This window comes from Oerskovia merdavium (assembly GCF_014836755.1).
Classification (GTDB): domain Bacteria; phylum Actinomycetota; class Actinomycetes; order Actinomycetales; family Cellulomonadaceae; genus Oerskovia; species Oerskovia merdavium.
The window spans coordinates 159,093-175,444 of sequence record NZ_JACSQF010000004.1 but is presented as its reverse complement, the minus strand read 5'-3'; the positions used below and the strand labels follow the sequence as shown (position 1 = coordinate 175,444).

General features: G+C 69.7%; 11 protein-coding genes and 1 tRNA gene. 11 read left to right on the top strand and 1 reads right to left on the bottom strand.

Going from position 1 to position 16,352, the window contains the following annotated elements:
- The first annotated feature begins 100 nt into the window (after positions 1–100).
- The 4 genes from H9641_RS05710 to H9641_RS05695 all read left to right on the top strand — a co-directional run bounded on the left by H9641_RS05710 (position 101) and on the right by H9641_RS05695 (position 6,207).
- A complete protein-coding gene (locus tag H9641_RS05710) occupies positions 101–2,674 on the top strand; it encodes an AAA family ATPase (protein ID WP_191801796.1) in 2,574 nt (857 codons plus the stop codon).
- Between the two features lie 589 nt (positions 2,675–3,263).
- Positions 3,264–3,407: a hypothetical protein gene (locus tag H9641_RS05705; RefSeq protein ID WP_191801794.1), complete on the top strand. Its 144-nt coding sequence runs from the start codon at positions 3,264–3,266 to the stop codon at positions 3,405–3,407.
- Between the two features lie 133 nt (positions 3,408–3,540).
- Positions 3,541–4,515 (top strand): site-specific integrase, encoded by a 975-nt coding sequence (locus tag H9641_RS05700; RefSeq protein WP_191801792.1) that lies wholly within the window; start codon positions 3,541–3,543, stop codon positions 4,513–4,515.
- 228 nt (positions 4,516–4,743) lie between these two features.
- A complete protein-coding gene (locus tag H9641_RS05695; RefSeq protein ID WP_225220033.1) occupies positions 4,744–6,207 on the top strand; it encodes a hypothetical protein in 1,464 nt (487 codons plus the stop codon).
- Positions 6,208–6,429: 222 nt separating this feature from the next.
- Here the strand turns inward: H9641_RS05695 and H9641_RS05690 are convergent.
- Positions 6,430–6,512, bottom strand: a tRNA-Leu gene (locus H9641_RS05690).
- 292 nt (positions 6,513–6,804) lie between these two features.
- On the opposite strand from H9641_RS05690, the gene H9641_RS05685 reads away from it, so the two are divergent.
- The 7 genes from H9641_RS05685 to pknB are packed head-to-tail and all read left to right on the top strand — an operon-like array spanning position 6,805 to position 16,306.
- Positions 6,805–7,509 (top strand): FhaA domain-containing protein, encoded by a 705-nt coding sequence (locus H9641_RS05685; RefSeq protein ID WP_191801787.1) that lies wholly within the window; start codon positions 6,805–6,807, stop codon positions 7,507–7,509.
- A 10-nt stretch (positions 7,510–7,519) separates the two neighbouring features.
- Positions 7,520–8,044, top strand: a complete 525-nt coding sequence (locus tag H9641_RS05680) for an FHA domain-containing protein FhaB/FipA (RefSeq protein WP_191801785.1) — start codon at positions 7,520–7,522, stop codon at positions 8,042–8,044.
- A 6-nt stretch (positions 8,045–8,050) separates the two neighbouring features.
- The gene (locus H9641_RS05675; protein ID WP_191801783.1) at positions 8,051–9,463 is read left to right on the top strand and encodes a PP2C family protein-serine/threonine phosphatase; all 1,413 of its coding nucleotides are present in this window, start codon (positions 8,051–8,053) and stop codon (positions 9,461–9,463) included.
- The gene (locus H9641_RS05670; protein ID WP_191801781.1) at positions 9,463–11,070 is read left to right on the top strand and encodes an FtsW/RodA/SpoVE family cell cycle protein; all 1,608 of its coding nucleotides are present in this window, start codon (positions 9,463–9,465) and stop codon (positions 11,068–11,070) included. The genes H9641_RS05675 and H9641_RS05670 overlap by 1 nt, the downstream gene beginning before the upstream one ends.
- A complete protein-coding gene (locus tag H9641_RS05665; protein ID WP_191801779.1) occupies positions 11,067–12,530 on the top strand; it encodes a peptidoglycan D,D-transpeptidase FtsI family protein in 1,464 nt (487 codons plus the stop codon). Before H9641_RS05670 ends, H9641_RS05665 begins: the two co-directional genes overlap by 4 nt.
- A complete protein-coding gene (locus H9641_RS05660) occupies positions 12,527–14,242 on the top strand; it encodes a serine/threonine-protein kinase (protein ID WP_191801777.1) in 1,716 nt (571 codons plus the stop codon). Before H9641_RS05665 ends, H9641_RS05660 begins: the two co-directional genes overlap by 4 nt.
- A complete protein-coding gene (gene pknB / locus H9641_RS05655; protein WP_191801774.1) occupies positions 14,243–16,306 on the top strand; it encodes a Stk1 family PASTA domain-containing Ser/Thr kinase in 2,064 nt (687 codons plus the stop codon). It begins immediately after the preceding gene.
- The last annotated feature ends 46 nt before the right edge of the window (positions 16,307–16,352 follow it).

The following is a 16,352-nucleotide window of genomic DNA, read 5'->3' as shown; positions in this document are numbered from 1 at the left end:
ATCGCCCGCCGGTGAGTATCGTCGGCACAACGCGAGGCGGACGACCCGAGCCGCCGTACGATTTGGCGCGCATTGACGCGATGTCACAAGGGGGCAGCACGTGAGCGACACCGATTCCGCCACCAGTGCCAGCGCGGACGCGCGGGTGCTGCTGAGCACCTGGGCGAATGAAAACGACGAGTGGGTCCGAGCTATCGTGCGCGGGGTTCTGAGCACCGGTCGTGCTCTGGTGGCCCCCTACGTCGACGACGTCTATGCCCTGTTCCGGCAGGAGAAGGCTCTCGACGCCCGCACGCTGCCGAAGGAGCCCCCCTTGGCGGTCGCGGCGTCTCCGGCAGAGTCCGATGAGGTCCTGCGCATCACGTCGCTATCAGAGGTCACGGGCGTCAACGCGCTCGTCTCGGGCGCCGTGATCACCCCGCATGAGGGCCTGACGATCCTCTACGGCGAGAACGGCACCGGTAAGACCGGGTACTCCCGATTGTTCAAGACCCTCGCTGCAAGCCGGACCGCAGACCAGATCCTCGGCGACGTCTCCCAGGCGACCGCCTCCGCACAGGGCGCCCTGATCACCTACGACCTCGGCACGGCCAAGCACAGGTTCCGCTGGTCCGGCGAGACCGGCGGCGTGGCGCCGTTCACCCGCATGTCGATCTTCGACAGCCCGTCGGTCAACGCTCACGTCGACGCCGACCTCGAATACGTCTACGTGCCCGCGAGCCTGGCGTTGTTCAACCACGTGAACGCCGGTATCCAGGCCGTCGAGGCGCGGATCGTCGCGGACCTCGCAGCCCTCGCGACCGGCGCGTCGGCGCTGCTGTCCCGGATCCCGCGCGACGCGACCGCCTACCCGCTCGTGGAGACGCTCGGTGCGTCCACCGACCTCGACACGCTGCGGGCGCTGGCTGACACCACGGGTGATGTCGATGAGCGCATCGCCGTACTACAGAAGGCCGTTGCTGCGTTGGAAGCCGGCACGCTGTCGGCATCCCTCAAGGCCCAGCAGCGAGTCTCCCGGGTGCTGACGCAGGCGACCTTGGTCGCGGCGGGGATCGAGGCGTTCGACGTCGACGCGTACAACACCACGCGGACCATCATGGCGGCCCTCGAGATCGACTACGCGCTCGTCCGCACGGAGCTGTTTGAGGCAGCCGACCTTCCCGCGGCCCCCGACGACACGTGGAAGACGTTCGTCGAGGTTGGTGAGTCCTATCGGCAGCACCTCGTCACCGCCGGCGCCCATGACGAGAACCGCTGCCTGTACTGCCGTCAGCCGCTCGGCGAGCGGGCCCAGGAGCTTGTCGCTAAGTACGCCGACTACCTCGCGGACAAGATCGGCGCCGAAATCGCCGAGTCGAGGAAGTCGCTCGCCATGGCGACGGCGACGGTCGCGAGCATCAATGCGCCCGAGGTGACCGCATGGGTCACCGAGCTGGCCGACCAGACTGAGAGGCCGGACTTCTACGCGCACGTCGCCTCCATCGTGTCAGTGCTGGACGTGGTCAAGGCGAGCACCAGCAGCGGCACCGCTGTCGATCCGGAGCTCACCGCCCGGGTCGCGGTGGCTCATGCCGTGCTGACGGCGCACCTTGCTGAGGTGGGCGGCGAGGTCAAGGTGCTCGAGTTCGAAGACGCCAACCGCGCCGAGGCGCTGCAGACCAGGCGCCGCGAGCTCGTCGAGCTCACAGCCGCGGCCGAGCTCGGACGTTCGTGGGCCCTGATCGACATACAAGTGAAGAACGCCAAGGAGGCTGACCGGCTCACGGTCCTCGCGCGACCGGCGCCGACGCTGCGCCGCGCCGTCACGGGGCTGTCGAAGATCGCGAGCGACGCGCTCATCAACCAGAGCTTCGCTACCTACTTTGCCGAGGAGTGTGGATCCCTGCGTGCTCCGTCGCTGAAGATCGAGTACATCGGGCGAGACGGCAGTGCGAAGCGCCGCAAGGTTCTGGTCAAGAAGCACCGGCCATCGAAGGTGCTGTCCGAGGGCGAGCAGAAGGTCCTCGCCCTCGCGGACTTCCTCGCCGAGGCCCGCCTGTCCGGGATCTCGGCGCCCGTGATCTTCGACGACCCCGTCTCCAGCCTGGATCACCGCCGCATCAACGAGGTCGCCGCGCGGATCGCGAATCTGGCGCAGAGCGCCCAGGTCATAGTTTTCACGCATGACCTCGCGTTCACGATGACCCTCCTGCACCTGATGGAGCCATCCAAGCGCTGCGCGTACTTCCAGATCGACGATGAGGAGGGCAAGGGGCGGGTCACCCGGGCTAGCCACCCGCGATGGGACACTATGAGCGGCCTCAAGAAGAACATCAACGGGACCATCGCCGCAGCGCGCGCCGAGGAGGGGCAGGCCCGCGCCGCTCTGGTCCGTACCGGCTACGGCTGGCTCCGCTCCTGGTGCGAGGTGTTCACGGAGACCGAGCTTCTCCAAGGCGTGACGCAGCGGCATCAGCCGGCTGTTCACATTACACAGCTCGGGAAGATCAAGAGCGGGGCACTGCCTGCCGCGATCGACCCGGTAGTCCGCGTCTTCGAAGAGGCATGCCGCTACATCGACTCCCACTCCCAGCCGCTGACAACTCTCAATGTCGCGCCGACACTCGCGGGTCTCGAAGCGCACTGGGCGGAGCTGCAGGCCGCCCGGGATGCCTACATTCACGCCGACGACTAGGGCGTGTCTCCCACCCGTTTGCGGACTGGGTGATGGCCCATAGGAATGCGGAGCGCGAGATGGCGCGCGACGCTAAGCGCGTTTGACTACGGTGCTGCTGGTGGTCGTGGCGTCGCCGCTTCCCAGCCGCTTCTCAGCACGCCGGCGCGTGGCGCACAACCTCACCCCCAGAGCTCGTCGACGCCGCCAGAGAAGCCCTCCTCATCGGCCACTGACTGCTCCCAGAAGCACGCCACCTAGCGATGCGACTCACAGCGTTGCGACTCACACGACAAGCCGTCCGCGTGTCCGGTAACGGCTGCTCGACGTTTTCGCTACCTTGGAAACCGTTGCCCGTACCTAGTGCGGGGGCCCGCCACATCGTCTGGGCAATCTGCCGCGTGGCGCTTGAGTACCACCAACCAACCACCCTGGTCGGACTGACCATCCGGCGTGATCGGGTCTACGGACCCGCGTTTCGTCGAATGTGCGCGGTCTCGATCGGGAGGTGGAGTAGGTGGACGAGCGTCATGAGGGCCGGATCGTCATCCGATCCGCACGTACAGGTCGGCCGGCGTCGCATGAGCGCGCCTATAGGCCGGATGAGCTGGTGCGTTTCGACGCCCGCATCCCCGCCACCATCGCGCAGCGCCTGTACGACACTGCCCACGAGTCCGGGCTTCCCGTGACCGTGGTGCTCGCCAACGTTCTCTCCCGCGCCCTCGACGACGGCAACGGGGCTGCCATGGGCTGACCGGGATCGGCGCAGTGCGCCGAACGCGCGAAAACGGGCCCAGGAGTTCCAGCTCCTGAACCCGATCGCCTCGCTACAGCGGACTTGCGCTCCGCTGCCAGAAACACCCGCAAGTCCTATTGGGGGTACTTCCATGTCTACAGCACCTTCAGAGTGCTCTTCTGGAACTGAGTCCGTCAACCGCCACGCCGAAGAACTCGCCCACGCCACCAACGTCGTGCGCGGCTACCGACCGAACGCGATCCGCCCCGAGCACTGGGCCCCGGTCGCCCAGTTCACTTGCCAGGTCGGGCTCGACCTGGAACCCGTCGACCGGCGTCGGGCGACCGAAACCATGAGGACCTTGTCGCAGTTCGTCGTCTGGGCGCACCGCCAGGGGATGCCGCTGGACCGGGAGGCGATCTTCACCCCGGACATGGTCGAGCGCTACATCGCGGTCGCGTGCGGACACCTCGCCGAGTCATCGCGCGCCACCCGGCGCTCGGACCTTCGCCGCTTCTCCGCGGCCGTGACACGCAAGGCGCCATGGCCACCACGAGCTCAGCGCCTTCGCGGGGACTACGCGATCGTCCCCTACACGCCGGCGGAAGTCGCCCGTCTACTCGAGGTCGCAGCGCACCAGCGCACAGCCCTGCAACGGCGTCGCCTTACTGCGTTCCTTGCTCTTGGGCTTGGAACAGGCGTCTACCCACGCGAAGCACGGTCAGCCACGACCGACGACCTCGTCGAACGCCACGGGCGCCTCTGCTTGAACATCTCCGGTGAACACGCTCGCCTCGTACCGATCAGTCCGCCCCACGACACCACGCTTGCGGAGATCTGCTCCACCGATCCTGCGACGCCGATTCTCGGATTCGCCGCCAAGGAGTGGGACCGCGCCCCTCTGGGCCATCTCCTCGAAGACATCGATCGCCCCCTTGACTGCCCTGATCTCAAGGCACACCGCCTTCGAGCCACGTGGCTGTTGCGGCACCTGGACAACCGCGTCCACCTCAACGGCCTGGCCCAGATGGCCGGCGTCTCGTCCTGGAAGACGTTCGGTCACCTCATGGCCTACCTGCCACTGATCGACGAAGAGAGCCTGTTCGAGGAGCTCACCCGCCGATGAGCGCTCCTGCGGTCACGATGACGTCCCGCCCGCCCCTCACTGCGTCGGGACAGAGCGTCATCGTGTATCGCCCCAACCCGCTCACCGAGACACACCGCGTCGCTCGCGCGATAGCGATGGCGGCAAACCCCAAGCTCCAAGCAAATCATCTCGGCCAGCACGAAGAAGTACGGGCGTCCGCGCAAAGTGAGCATCGAGTGCCTGACACGGATCCTGTTCCTGCATGCGATGACCGACACCGAGAAGATGACGCTTCGTGCGATCGAGCGGACTGTCGTTGCCCTCTCGCCGAAGAGCCGACGCCTGCTGGGCATCCCCGAGTGGTGGATGAGCAACCCTCCGGAGCGAGGTCGCCTGTACAAGCGGATACGCGACACGTTCGCCGCCTTGGTGGAGGCAACACATGAGGGAATCCACGTCGACCACGACCACGCCATGCGGGTCAACGGTGACACCGGCGAAGTCGATCCCTGTCCACCGGGCTGCCCCGCCGTCGACATGGCACCGGACGAGATCGCGACCGCAATAGTCCAGGCCAGCCTGCCCAGGACTCTTCGGCGCACTCGCGGCATCGCGATCGACGGTACAGACTTCGAGTCGTTCGCCACCTCGTACTCCCACGGGTACCGCGGCCCCGAAGGACAAGTCTGTGCCGACCCTGACGCCGGCTGGGGCAAGCGCACTCCTACCAGTCGCCGCCCGACCGAGCACTACGTCGGATACGAGCTTCACCTAGCGGCTCACATCCCCCGACCAGGGGAGGCCCCGATCCCCACTCTCTGCGCCGGGATGGTGCTCCGCCCGGGGGTGACCGACCGCGGCCCGGCCGCTCTCGCCCTCACGCGGGCCATCCAGAGCTTCTGCGAGATCGACGAAGCACTGTTCGACCGGGGCTACACCACCGCGAGGCCTGAGAACTTCGCCCGGCCGCTTCGTCAGCTCGGCATCGATGTCACCATGGACCTGCACACCAGCCAACGCGGCGTCCGCCCAGGACCCGCGCCCGGGACGATCTGGCTCGATGGGCACCTGTACTCCGACGCGATCCCTGACGCTCTGCGTGACATCAGGCCGCCCGCGCCATACGCGCGCGCCGGAGACAAGGCGCGCATCCGCGAAGACTTCGACGCCCGCGAGCCATACCGCTTCATCGCCCACAGTCGGCACGATGCGAACCGCGGAACACAGCGCCTCAAAGGCCCTGCTGTGGCGGGGCACGTGCGCTGCCCGAACAGCCCGGCCTCGATGCGTCGAGGCCCGGAGATCCCGACAACGCGATGCGTCCCAGGCCACCCGTGCGGATGCGCGGCGACGATCACCGTCGCCGACACAGACCATGAACGTGACCGACAACGACTTCCCTGGCAGTCAACGGCCTGGGCACTCTCCTACAACCGGCGCACACTTGTCGAAGGCCTCAACGCCCAGCTCCGCTTCCTCGATGCCGACATCAACCACGGCTTCATCCAGGTCCTCGGGCGTCAGGCAACGAACCTGCTCCTCGCGTTCGCCATCGCCGGACACAACGCGATCCAGATCCACAAGTGGTTCAGCGCCCGCGCACTGCCTGAACCCTGGCAGATCGAGCTCGGCGAGAAGCCCGACACCAGGCCAGTCGGCCGCGGCACCCGGTCCCGCAAGACCAAGCACCGCGCTCCACCCGGCAAGGACTTCCGGCACACGACCTCGTGAGCACCTGACGACCACAGCACGCCACCAGTACGCCGAGCGCGCCCTGAACCTCCGAGTGCGCGCAAGAGTCGAGGCTCCGAGAACTCCAGCGCGGCTCCAAGCCTGTGGCGCCAGCGCATCTCAGGGCTGAAGCAGCCCCAACGACAATGGTCTCGGCCGGGAGAACCCGACCGAGACCATTAACGAACTGCCGACGGTTCCTAGTACGAAACCGTCTTCACGTGCGCGAGGGGGGACTTGAACCCCCACGCCCTTTCGGACACTAGCACCTGAAGCTAGCGCGTCTGCCATTCCGCCACTCGCGCGTGCCGCAGAAGATTATCACGACAGCAGACCCAACCGTGCATCGGTCGTCCGGCCGTCCTCGTGCGCTCTTCCACCTGCGCCCCAGCCGAGCCTGAACCCGGTGGTGCACCAGAGAGAACACTAGCCGCTCCACGGAGCGGCTCACGCCCGAGTCACCCGATCTCCCCGCGATCTCCCCCTCGATTCCGGGAGATTCCCGGCCCGTCGAGGCTCCGGGTCGTTACGATCTAGGTAGTCTGCCCGGGGACCGTGTACCCCGGTCGAGGGAACGTCGATGAGGGAGGAGGTGGCATGGGAGTCCTGGATCGTTTCGAGAAGGGCGTCGAACGCGTCGTCAACAACGCGTTCAAGGTCGGACGCAGCGAGGTGAAGCCCGTCGAGCTGGCGAGCGCTCTGCGTCGTGAGGTCGACGACCGGGCCGCGGTCGTGGACCGCGACCGGACCGTGGTGCCCAACCAGTTCACCATCGAGCTGTCACCGGACGACTACGCGCAGATCGACGGGTGGGGCGCCGAGTCCCTCGCGGACGAGCTCGCGGCCAACGTCACCGAGCACGCGGCGTCGCAGCACTACGCGTTCGTCGGCCCGGTCAGCGTGTCCTTCGAGCAGGACGACTCGCTCGACACGGGCCGCTTCCAGCTGCGCTCGGCGAGCGTGCGCGGGAACGTCGCCCCGGCGACGGTGTCGGCGCCGAGCGCGCGCCACCCCCTGGTGGACATCGACGGCCAGCGGTACCTGCTGACCGGTCCCGTGACCGTGATCGGCCGCGGCTCCGAGGCGGACATCGTCGTCGACGACCCCGGGGTCTCACGCCGTCACCTCGAGATCCGGGTGACGCCGGACGGAGTCATCGCGACGGACCTCGGTTCCACGAACGGACTCTTCGTCGAGGGCCACCAGGTCCCGGCCGCTACCCTGCTCGACGGGAACAGCCTGACCATCGGGCGGACCCGCATCATGTTCTGGACGGGTGCGCCCGAGAACGAGGAATGGTGATCCACCCCGCATGACCGAGCTGACGTTCACCCTGCTGCGGCTGGGCTACCTGGTCCTGCTGTGGGTGTTCGTGTTCGCCGCGATCGGTGTGCTGCGACGCGACCTGTACGGCACCAAGATCACGGCACGCAAGGGCAAGGGGCGCGAGGACGCGCACCGCACCGCACCCACCGCCGGACGCGGTGCGGCAGCATCGGTCCCCTCGGCCCCGACCCCTGCTGCTCCCGCGTCCCCGGCCCCGACGGGGCCCACCCGGCTCGTCGTGACCGCGGGCCCGCTGCGCGGGACCACGGTCCCGCTCTCCGCGTCCTCGATCCTGCTGGGCCGCGCCCCGAGCTGCACCCTTGTCCTCGACGACGACTACTCGTCGTCCCGGCACGCCCGGATCTTCCCCCAGGGTGGCACCTGGTACGTGGAGGACCTCGGCTCGACGAACGGCACCTACATCAACGAGCAGCGCATCACCGGGATCCAGCCCCTCGCCCCCGGAGTGAGCGTGCGGGTTGGGCAGAGCATCGTCGAGCTGCAGCGGTAGCGCGCCATGAACATCGCACTCAGGTACGCCGCGGTCTCCGACGTCGGCCTCGTCCGCTCGAACAACCAGGACTCCGGCTACGCGGGTCCCCACCTCCTCGTCGTCGCGGACGGCATGGGCGGGCACGCGGGCGGCGACGTCGCGTCCTCGCTCGCCATCGCGGCGCTCGCGCCTCTCGACGGGGAGTCGCACGGGCCCGACGACGCCCTGTCCCACCTCGAGTCGTCGATCGACAGCGCGCGTCTCGACCTGGTCGAGCGCAGCGAGGTGACTCCCGAGCTCGCCGGCATGGGCACCACGGTCACCGCGATCCTGCGCAGCGGCAACGCGCTCGCGATGGCGCACCTCGGCGACTCGCGCGCGTACCTGCTGCGCGACGGGGTCCTGAACCAGGTCACGACCGACCACACGTTCGTCCAGCACCTCGTCGACACGGGCCGCATCACGCCGGAGGAGGCCGAGTACCACCCGCAGCGCAACGTCGTGATGCGGGTCCTCGGCGACTTCGACGTCGACCTCACACCGGACATGTCGGTGCGCGAGGCGCGCCCCGGCGACCGCTGGATGCTCTGCTCGGACGGCCTGTCGGGGTTCGTGAGCATCGAGACGCTCGAGCACACCCTGAGCACCGTCGCGGACACCGACGAGTGCGCCGACCAGCTCCTCCAGCTCGCCCTCCGGGCCGGCAGCACGGACAACGTGACGGTCGTCGTGGCCGACGTCGTCGACCTCGACACCCTGGCCGACGGCGCGGGTCCCTCCACCGTGCCGGTCGTCGTCGGCTCGGCCGCGATCGACCGCGACCGTCCCACCTCTGCCCAGGACGGCCCCGCGGCACGTGCGGCCACGCTCGTCGCCGCCGCGTCGTCCGCCGGGGAGTCCACGGAGGTCTCGGCCGAGGACCCCGCGCACGCCCCGCAGGACGGCACCGACGCGACCGGTGACGACTCCGACGTGCGCCCGGGCAAGCGCCCGCGCCGCTGGATCGCCCCCGTCGTGACGATCGCGATCCTCGCGGTCGTCGGCGCGGGCGGCCTGTACGGCTACCGGTGGACGCAGGACCAGTACTACGTGGGCGTGTCCGACGGCCAGGTCGCGGTCTTCCGGGGCATCCCCACCAGCGCGGGCCCCCTCACGCTCTCGACCCCGATCGAGCTCACGGGGGACAAGGTCGACGACCTCCCGCCCTACGTCGTCGACCGGCTCACCGAGACCATCAGCGCCACGTCGTTCGACGACGCCCGTGACCGCGCGGCGCGCCTCGTCGCCGACGCCCAGGCCGAGACCGACACCTCCACGCAGGAGCCCGCGGGCACCGCAGCGACCACACCCCCGGCCGACACGACCACGGACCCTGCCGCCCCGGCCGACGGCACCGTGCCCCCCGAGACCACGACCGACCCGCCGGCGGCCCCCTGATGGCGACGGTCGAGCCCCACGAGGTGCGTCCCTCGCGGCGGGCCGAGGCGGGCCTGCTCGTGCTCGCCCTCGCCCTCGGCATCGGCGCCTACGCCTCCGTCGGCCTGTCGATGCTCGGTGAGCTGCCCACCAACTTCTACGTCTACAGCGCGGGCCTCGTCGCGCTCGCCGTCGTCGGGCACGTGGTCCTGCGCCTCAAGGCCCCGTACGCCGACCCGGTCATCCTGCCGGTCACGATCGCCCTCAACGGGATCGGCCTCGGGATGATCAACCGCATCGACATCGGCGGCAAGCTCGTCGGCAGCGACAAGGACCTCGCGTCCAAGCAGCTCATGTGGACGGCGCTCGGCGTCATCGCGGCGTGCGTGGTCGTGTGGCTCCTCAAGGACCACCGGACGCTGCGGAAGTACTCCTACACGGCCATGATCGTCGGCCTGGTGCTCGTCGTGCTGCCTCTGCTCCCCGTGATCGGGCGCAACATCAACGGCGCCCGCATCTGGGTCAACATCGCCGGCATGTCGCTCCAGCCCGCGGAGTTCGCCAAGATCGCCTTCGCGATCTTCTTCGCGGGCTATCTCGTGACCAACCGGGACACGCTCGCGCTCGCCGGCCCCAAGGTCCTCGGGCTCCAGCTCCCGCGCCTGCGGGACCTGGGGCCGCTCGTCATCGTCTGGGCCGCCTCGCTGGCGGTGCTGATCTTCGAGCGCGACCTGGGGACCTCCCTCCTGTTCTTCGGCCTCTTCGTGGCCATGCTGTACATCGCGACCGAACGCTTCAGCTGGGTCGCGATCGGTCTGAGCATGTTCGCCGTGGGCGCCGTCGTCGCAGCCTCGGCCTTCCCGCACGTGCAGGCCCGCGTCGACGTCTGGCTGCACCCCCTCGACCCGGAGATCTACGGCCGTGACCCGGGCGGCTCGGGCCAGCTCGTGGGCGGCATGTTCGGTCTCGCCAACGGTGGGCTCACCGGCACGGGCTGGGGCGAGGGCTATCCCCGCCTGGTGCCGTACTCGTTCTCCGACTTCATCTACACCTCGCTCGGCGAGGAGCTCGGGCTCACGGGCCTGCTCGCGATCCTGGTCATGTACCTCGTCCTGGTCGAGCGCGGTCTGCGTACCGCGATCGGCGTCCGCGACGGGTTCGGCAAGCTCCTCGCGGGCGGCCTCGCGTTCGTCATGGCGTGGCAGCTGTTCGTCGTCATCGGCGGGATCACCCGGATCATCCCCCTCACGGGTCTGACCATGCCGTTCGTCGCGCAAGGCGGTTCGTCGCTGCTCGCGAACTGGCTCGTGGTCGGGCTCCTGCTGCGCATCTCCGACAACGCGCGCCGGCCGTCCTCCCTGCCGGTGCGCGGCCAGGTCGCCCCGTCCCGCGCTTCCGAGCGCCCGGACACCGGCCCCCAGCCCGTCGTGGTCCAGGCCGGCGCCCAGGGTGCCGCCGACCTCGCGGACGGGCGCTCCGCCGTCGGGCAGCGTGAGCCCGCTGCGCACGGCGCGTTCCCGGACGACCAGCCCACGCAGGTCGTCCGCACGGCCCTGCCCGAGGTCGGTGGTGGCCCGGACACCGGGGCGACCGAGATCATCGAAGACACCGAGTGGAAGACCCCGTGAACGTCCCCCTGCGCCGAGTGGCGACCGTCGTGCTGGTCATGTTCCTGGCACTCATGGTCTCGACCACCTACATCCAGTTCGTCCAGGCGGACTCGCTCAACAGCGACTCCCGCAACGTCCGCCAGATCTACAAGGAGTACGGGAACTTCCGCGGCCCGATCGTGGTCGCGGGGGAGTCGGTGGCCCTCTCGACCCCCATCGACGACCCCTACGGCTACCAGCGCTCGTACACGAACGGACCCCTGTACGGCCACGTCACGGGGTTCTTCTCGATCGTCAACGGGACCAAGGAGATCGAGCGCACCGAGAACGAGTTCCTCAACGGCCAGGCCAGCACGCTGTGGATCGACCGTCTCCAGGGACTCATCACGGGCAAGAAGCCCCAGGGCGCGTCGGTCGAGCTCACGATCGACCCCGCGGCCCAGCAGGCCGCGTACGACGCGCTGGGTGACCAGCGGGGCGCCGTCGTGGCGATCGAGCCCTCGACGGGCAAGATCCTCGCGCTCGTCTCGAAGCCGTCGTACGACCCCAACCTGCTCGCTACCCATGACACCAAGGCCGCGCGCGAGGCCTACACCTCGCTCATCAACGCCGACGACGACCCGCTCGTGAACCGCGCGATCTCCGGCAACACCTACCCGCCGGGGTCCACGTTCAAGCTCGTGACCGCGGCCGCCGCGCTCGAGAGCGGCCAGTACACGCCCGAGACCGTGATCCCCGCACCGGACGAGTACCCGTACGCGAACTCGACCCAGACCATGAAGAACTTCGGCGGAGCGCGCTGCTCCCCGACGGGGGAGCAGACGCTGGCCGACGCGATGCGCATCTCGTGCAACACCGCCTTCGCGGACCTGGGCGTGACGCTCGGGGGCGACGCGATGCGTGACCAGGCCGAGGACTTCGGGTTCGACTCGAAGCTCAGCATCCCCATGACGGTCACGCCGAGCCACTTCCCCGACGCAGCGGTCACCGACGACGCGGGTCAGCTCGCGCGCGCCTCGATCGGCCAGGGCGACGTCCGCGTGACGCCTCTCCAGATGGCCATGGTCTCGGCAGCCATCGCCAACGGCGGCAAGCAGATGACGCCCTACACGGTCGCGACCGTGCGCGGCGCGGACCTCGACGTGGTCCAGCAGAACGAGCCCTCGCTCCTGCGCACGTCCGTCTCACCGACCGTCGCGTCCCAGCTCACCTCGATGATGATCAGCGTGGTCGAGGGCGGCTCGGGCAAGGCCGCGAAGATCGACGGCGTCCAGGTCGCGGGCAAGACGGGCACGGCCGAGCACCAGTCGGGTGCCGCCCCGCACGCCTGGTTCACGGGCTTCGCCCCGGCCGACAACCCCCAGGTCGCGGTCGCGGTCATCGTGGAGAACGGTGGGGACAGCGGCAACGAGGCCACGGGCGGCGCCGTGGCCGCACCGATCGCCAAGGCCGTGATGGAGGCGGTGTTGAACAAGTGAGGCCGGTCGAGGGGCTGTGGCTCGGCGACCGCTACCGCCTGGTCCGCCGCATCGCGATCGGCGGCATGGGCGAGGTGTGGGTCGCCAACGACAAGGCCCTCGGCCGTGAGGTCGCCGTCAAGGTCCTGCGCGAGGAGTACGCGGGCAACGAGGACTTCCTCGAGCGCCTGCGCACCGAAGCACGGAACAGCGCGGCCCTCTCGCACCCGAACATCGCGCAGATGTACGACTACGGCGAGCAGAACGCCTCGGGCTTCCTCGTCATGGAGCTCGTCATGGGCGAGCCCATGGCGGACCTGCTCGAGCGCGAGCCCGTCCTCATGCCGGCCAAGCTGCTGCCGATCCTCGCGCAGACGGCGCGCGCCCTGCACGCCGCGCACCTCGCGGGGGTCGTGCACCGCGACGTGAAGCCGGGCAACATCCTGCTCGAGTCGCGCGGGATCGTGAAGATCACCGACTTCGGGGTGTCTCTCGCGGCGAACCAGGTCCCCATGACGGCGACGGGCATGGTCATGGGCACGGCCCAGTACCTGTCGCCCGAGCAGGCGATCGGCCAGGCCGCGACCGGCGCGTCGGACGTGTACGCGCTGGGGATCGTGGCCTACGAGTCGGTCGTGGGGAACAGGCCGTTCACCGGCACGACCCCGGTCGACATCGCGGTCGCGCACGTCAACGAGAAGGTGCCGCCGCTGCCCGCGCACGTGCACCCGTCGTTGGCCTCGCTCATCTACGCGATGCTCGCGAAGGACCCCAAGGCCCGTCCCATGCCCGCGTCCGCGCTGGCCCAGACGCTCGACGACCTGGCCGAGACCATCGCCCGCGACCCGTGGGGGGCCACGGCCCGTTCCGGCGCTGCCTCGGGGAGCAGGCGCTCGCGCCGGCCGCAGCCCGCGCGGCACGGGGCTCCGACGGCTCCGAGCTCGCCCACACCCATCGAGATCCCTGCCGAGCTCCGGTCGCGTCCGCTGCCCACGGTGCCCCCGGCCCCGGCGGCCGGCGGAGCTGGCCCGGCCACCTCCGGCTGGTCGGCGTACTCCGGGCACTCGGCGCTCTCGGCGCCGTCGGGCTACTCGGCGCTCTCGGCCCCCTCCGCGGCATCGGCCGCGTCGGTCGCACGCGACGACGTCCCGTACGACGACCAGGCCGTCCCCCCGCCGCCTCCGCCGCCCGCCCCCCGTTCGTCGTCGGAGGCTCCGCAGGCCGGCCACGCCCTCCCCTGGGAACGCGCCGACTCGTCGGGCGGGCCGGAGGCCCCTGCGGTCCCGCGCTCGTACCCGCCCCGCCGGGAGATGCACGGTGCGGCGGCCTCGCGTCCGAGGCGCCCGGACGCCGGCCCGACGACGTCGCGCACCGCGGGGTCGTCGGCTCCCGCTCTCGCGGAGGCTCAGCCGGGCGGGGTGACGCGCGCCGAGCGACGCCGAGCCTCCCAGGAGCCGGCAGGCGGCCGCACCTCGACGACGACGGGCCAACGGATCGGCGGGTTCGCCAAGGGCTTGTCGTGGCCGCTCGTGGCCCTGCTGATCCTGCTGCTCGTGGTCCTCGTGGCGACTCTCGTCAGGGGTGGCGGGGACGGCGCGGACGACGCGGGCTCGGTGACCGTGACCAGATCGTTGCACGCGTCCCAGGACTCGACGTCCAGCGATGGGATGATGCTCAGTACTGCGCCGGAGGCCTCTGCGTCCTCGGCTCCGACAACCTCGAAGGATTCCTAAGTGGTGGACAACGCTCCCCGGGTACTCGCCGGCCGCTACGAGGTCGGTGAGCTCATCGGCCGCGGCGGCATGGCCGAGGTGCACATCGGCCACGACACGCGCCTGGGACGGACCGTGGCGATCAAGATCCTGCGTTCCGACCTCGCGCGCGACCCGTCGTTCCTCGCGCGGTTCCGTCGCGAGGCACAGGCCGCCGCCGCTCTGAACCACCCGGCCATCGTCGCCGTCTACGACACGGGCGAGGACACCCACACCGAGCCCGGCGGTGGCACGGCGCACGTGCCGTTCATCGTCATGGAGTACGTCGAGGGCCACACCGTCCGCGACATCCTCGGCGACGGCCAGGCCGTCCCCATCGACGAGGCCATCGAGATCACGGCCGGTGTGCTGTCGGGGCTCGAGTACTCCCACCACGCGGGCATCGTGCACCGCGACATCAAGCCGGCCAACGTCATGATCACCCCCACGGGGGCGGTCAAGGTCATGGACTTCGGCATCGCGCGGGCTGTCGCGGACTCCGCGGCGACCATGACGCAGACCCACGCCGTGATCGGCACGGCCCAGTACCTCTCGCCCGAGCAGGCGCGCGGGGAGACGGTCGACGCTCGCAGCGACATCTACTCGACCGGCTGCCTGCTGTTCGAGCTGCTCACCGGGCGTCCGCCGTTCATCGGCGACTCGCCCGTCGCCGTGGCCTACCAGCACGTGCGGGAGGCGCCGGCCAAGCCGAGCGACCTCGCCCCCGACGTGCCGGAGGTCCTCGACCGCATCACGCTCAAGGCCCTCGCCAAGGAACGTACCGCGCGCTACAGCAGTGCCGCCGAGTTCCGCAACGACCTCGAGAACGCAGTCCGCGGCGGGCACATCACGGCCCCGGCCATCGGGGCGGCCGCAGCGGCGGCCGCCGGCGCCGTGGCAGGGGCCGCGGTCACCGCGACCCAGGTCCAGCAGCCGCTCGAGAACGCGACCCAGGTCATGAGCCCGGCCGTCGCGACGCCTCCCAACCCGTGGGAGACCACGGGCGTCGCCCCGGCAGCGGTCCCTCCGGGCCAGCAGCCCGGCAACGGGCTGGCCGCCGAGGAACCCGAGGAGGAGCCGGCCAAGAGGCGCGGCCTGATGTGGGCCCTGATCGCGGTGGGTGTCCTGGCTCTTGCCGCGATCATCACCATGATCGTGATCAACTCACGCCCCGACGCCCCGGTCGACGTCGCCGTTCCTCAGTTCGACGCCTCGACGACCGAGGAGTCGGCCAAGCAGGCGCTCGAGGAGGTCGGCCTGGTGTACCTGTATGCGCGGGACACCGAGTCGACCGAACCCGAGGGAACCTTCACCAAGTCGGACCCCGAGAGCGGCACGGAGGTCCCCGAGGGCACCAAGGTCGAGGTCTTCTTCTCCGCCGGACCGGACACCGTGCTGGTCCCCGACGTCACGGGTCTGACGCAGGAGGAGGCGCACTCCAAGATCACCGCTGCGAACCTCGTGGTCGATCCGACGGTCGAGGCCGAGGACAACGGGACCATCAAGAAGGGTCTCGTGACCCGGACGGATCCTGGCGGTGGCGAGAGCGCCGCTGCGGGATCCACGGTCAAGATCTTCATCTCGAGCGGCAACGTGAGCGTCCCGGACCTGATCGGCATGACCGAGGACCAGGCCGTCACCGAGCTCGGCAAGCTGGGGCTGACCTCCGTCATCACGACCAAGGAGAGCGTCGAGACCGCGGGCACCGTCATCGACCAGACGCCCAAGCCGGGTCCCACCAAGCAGGGCCAGAAGGTCACCCTCGTCGTGGCCAAGGCCATCGTGCCCACGGGGCCGGAGAAGACCACGGTGCCCGGTGACCTGGTCGGCATGACCAAGGACAGGGCCATCGAGGCTCTCTACGCCAACGGGCTGAACCCCGGGAACGTCACCGAGAAGGAGTCTGCGGACGTGCCCAAGGGGCGGGTCATCTCGACCAGCCCCGGTGCGAACACGGAGGTCGACGAGGGGACCAAGGTGGACCTGGTCATCTCGAGCGGTCCGCCCACCGGTGGCGGGGACGACGACGGCACGTCCACCCCGTGACCCACTGACGTGGGGTCTCGGTCGGTCCGCTGACCCGACGCGCGTC

Excerpts from the sequence above, each read along its gene's own strand:
- H9641_RS05700 (WP_191801792.1), top strand. The coding sequence starts at position 3,541 with ATGTCTACAGCACCTTCAGAGTGCTCTTCTGGAACTGAGTCCGTCAAC.
- H9641_RS05695 (WP_225220033.1), top strand. The coding sequence starts at position 4,744 with ATGACCGACACCGAGAAGATGACGCTTCGTGCGATCGAGCGGACTGTC.
- H9641_RS05685 (WP_191801787.1), top strand. The coding sequence starts at position 6,805 with ATGGGAGTCCTGGATCGTTTCGAGAAGGGCGTCGAACGCGTCGTCAAC.
- H9641_RS05680 (WP_191801785.1), top strand. The coding sequence starts at position 7,520 with ATGACCGAGCTGACGTTCACCCTGCTGCGGCTGGGCTACCTGGTCCTG.
- H9641_RS05675 (WP_191801783.1), top strand. The coding sequence starts at position 8,051 with ATGAACATCGCACTCAGGTACGCCGCGGTCTCCGACGTCGGCCTCGTC.
- H9641_RS05670 (WP_191801781.1), top strand. The coding sequence starts at position 9,463 with ATGGCGACGGTCGAGCCCCACGAGGTGCGTCCCTCGCGGCGGGCCGAG.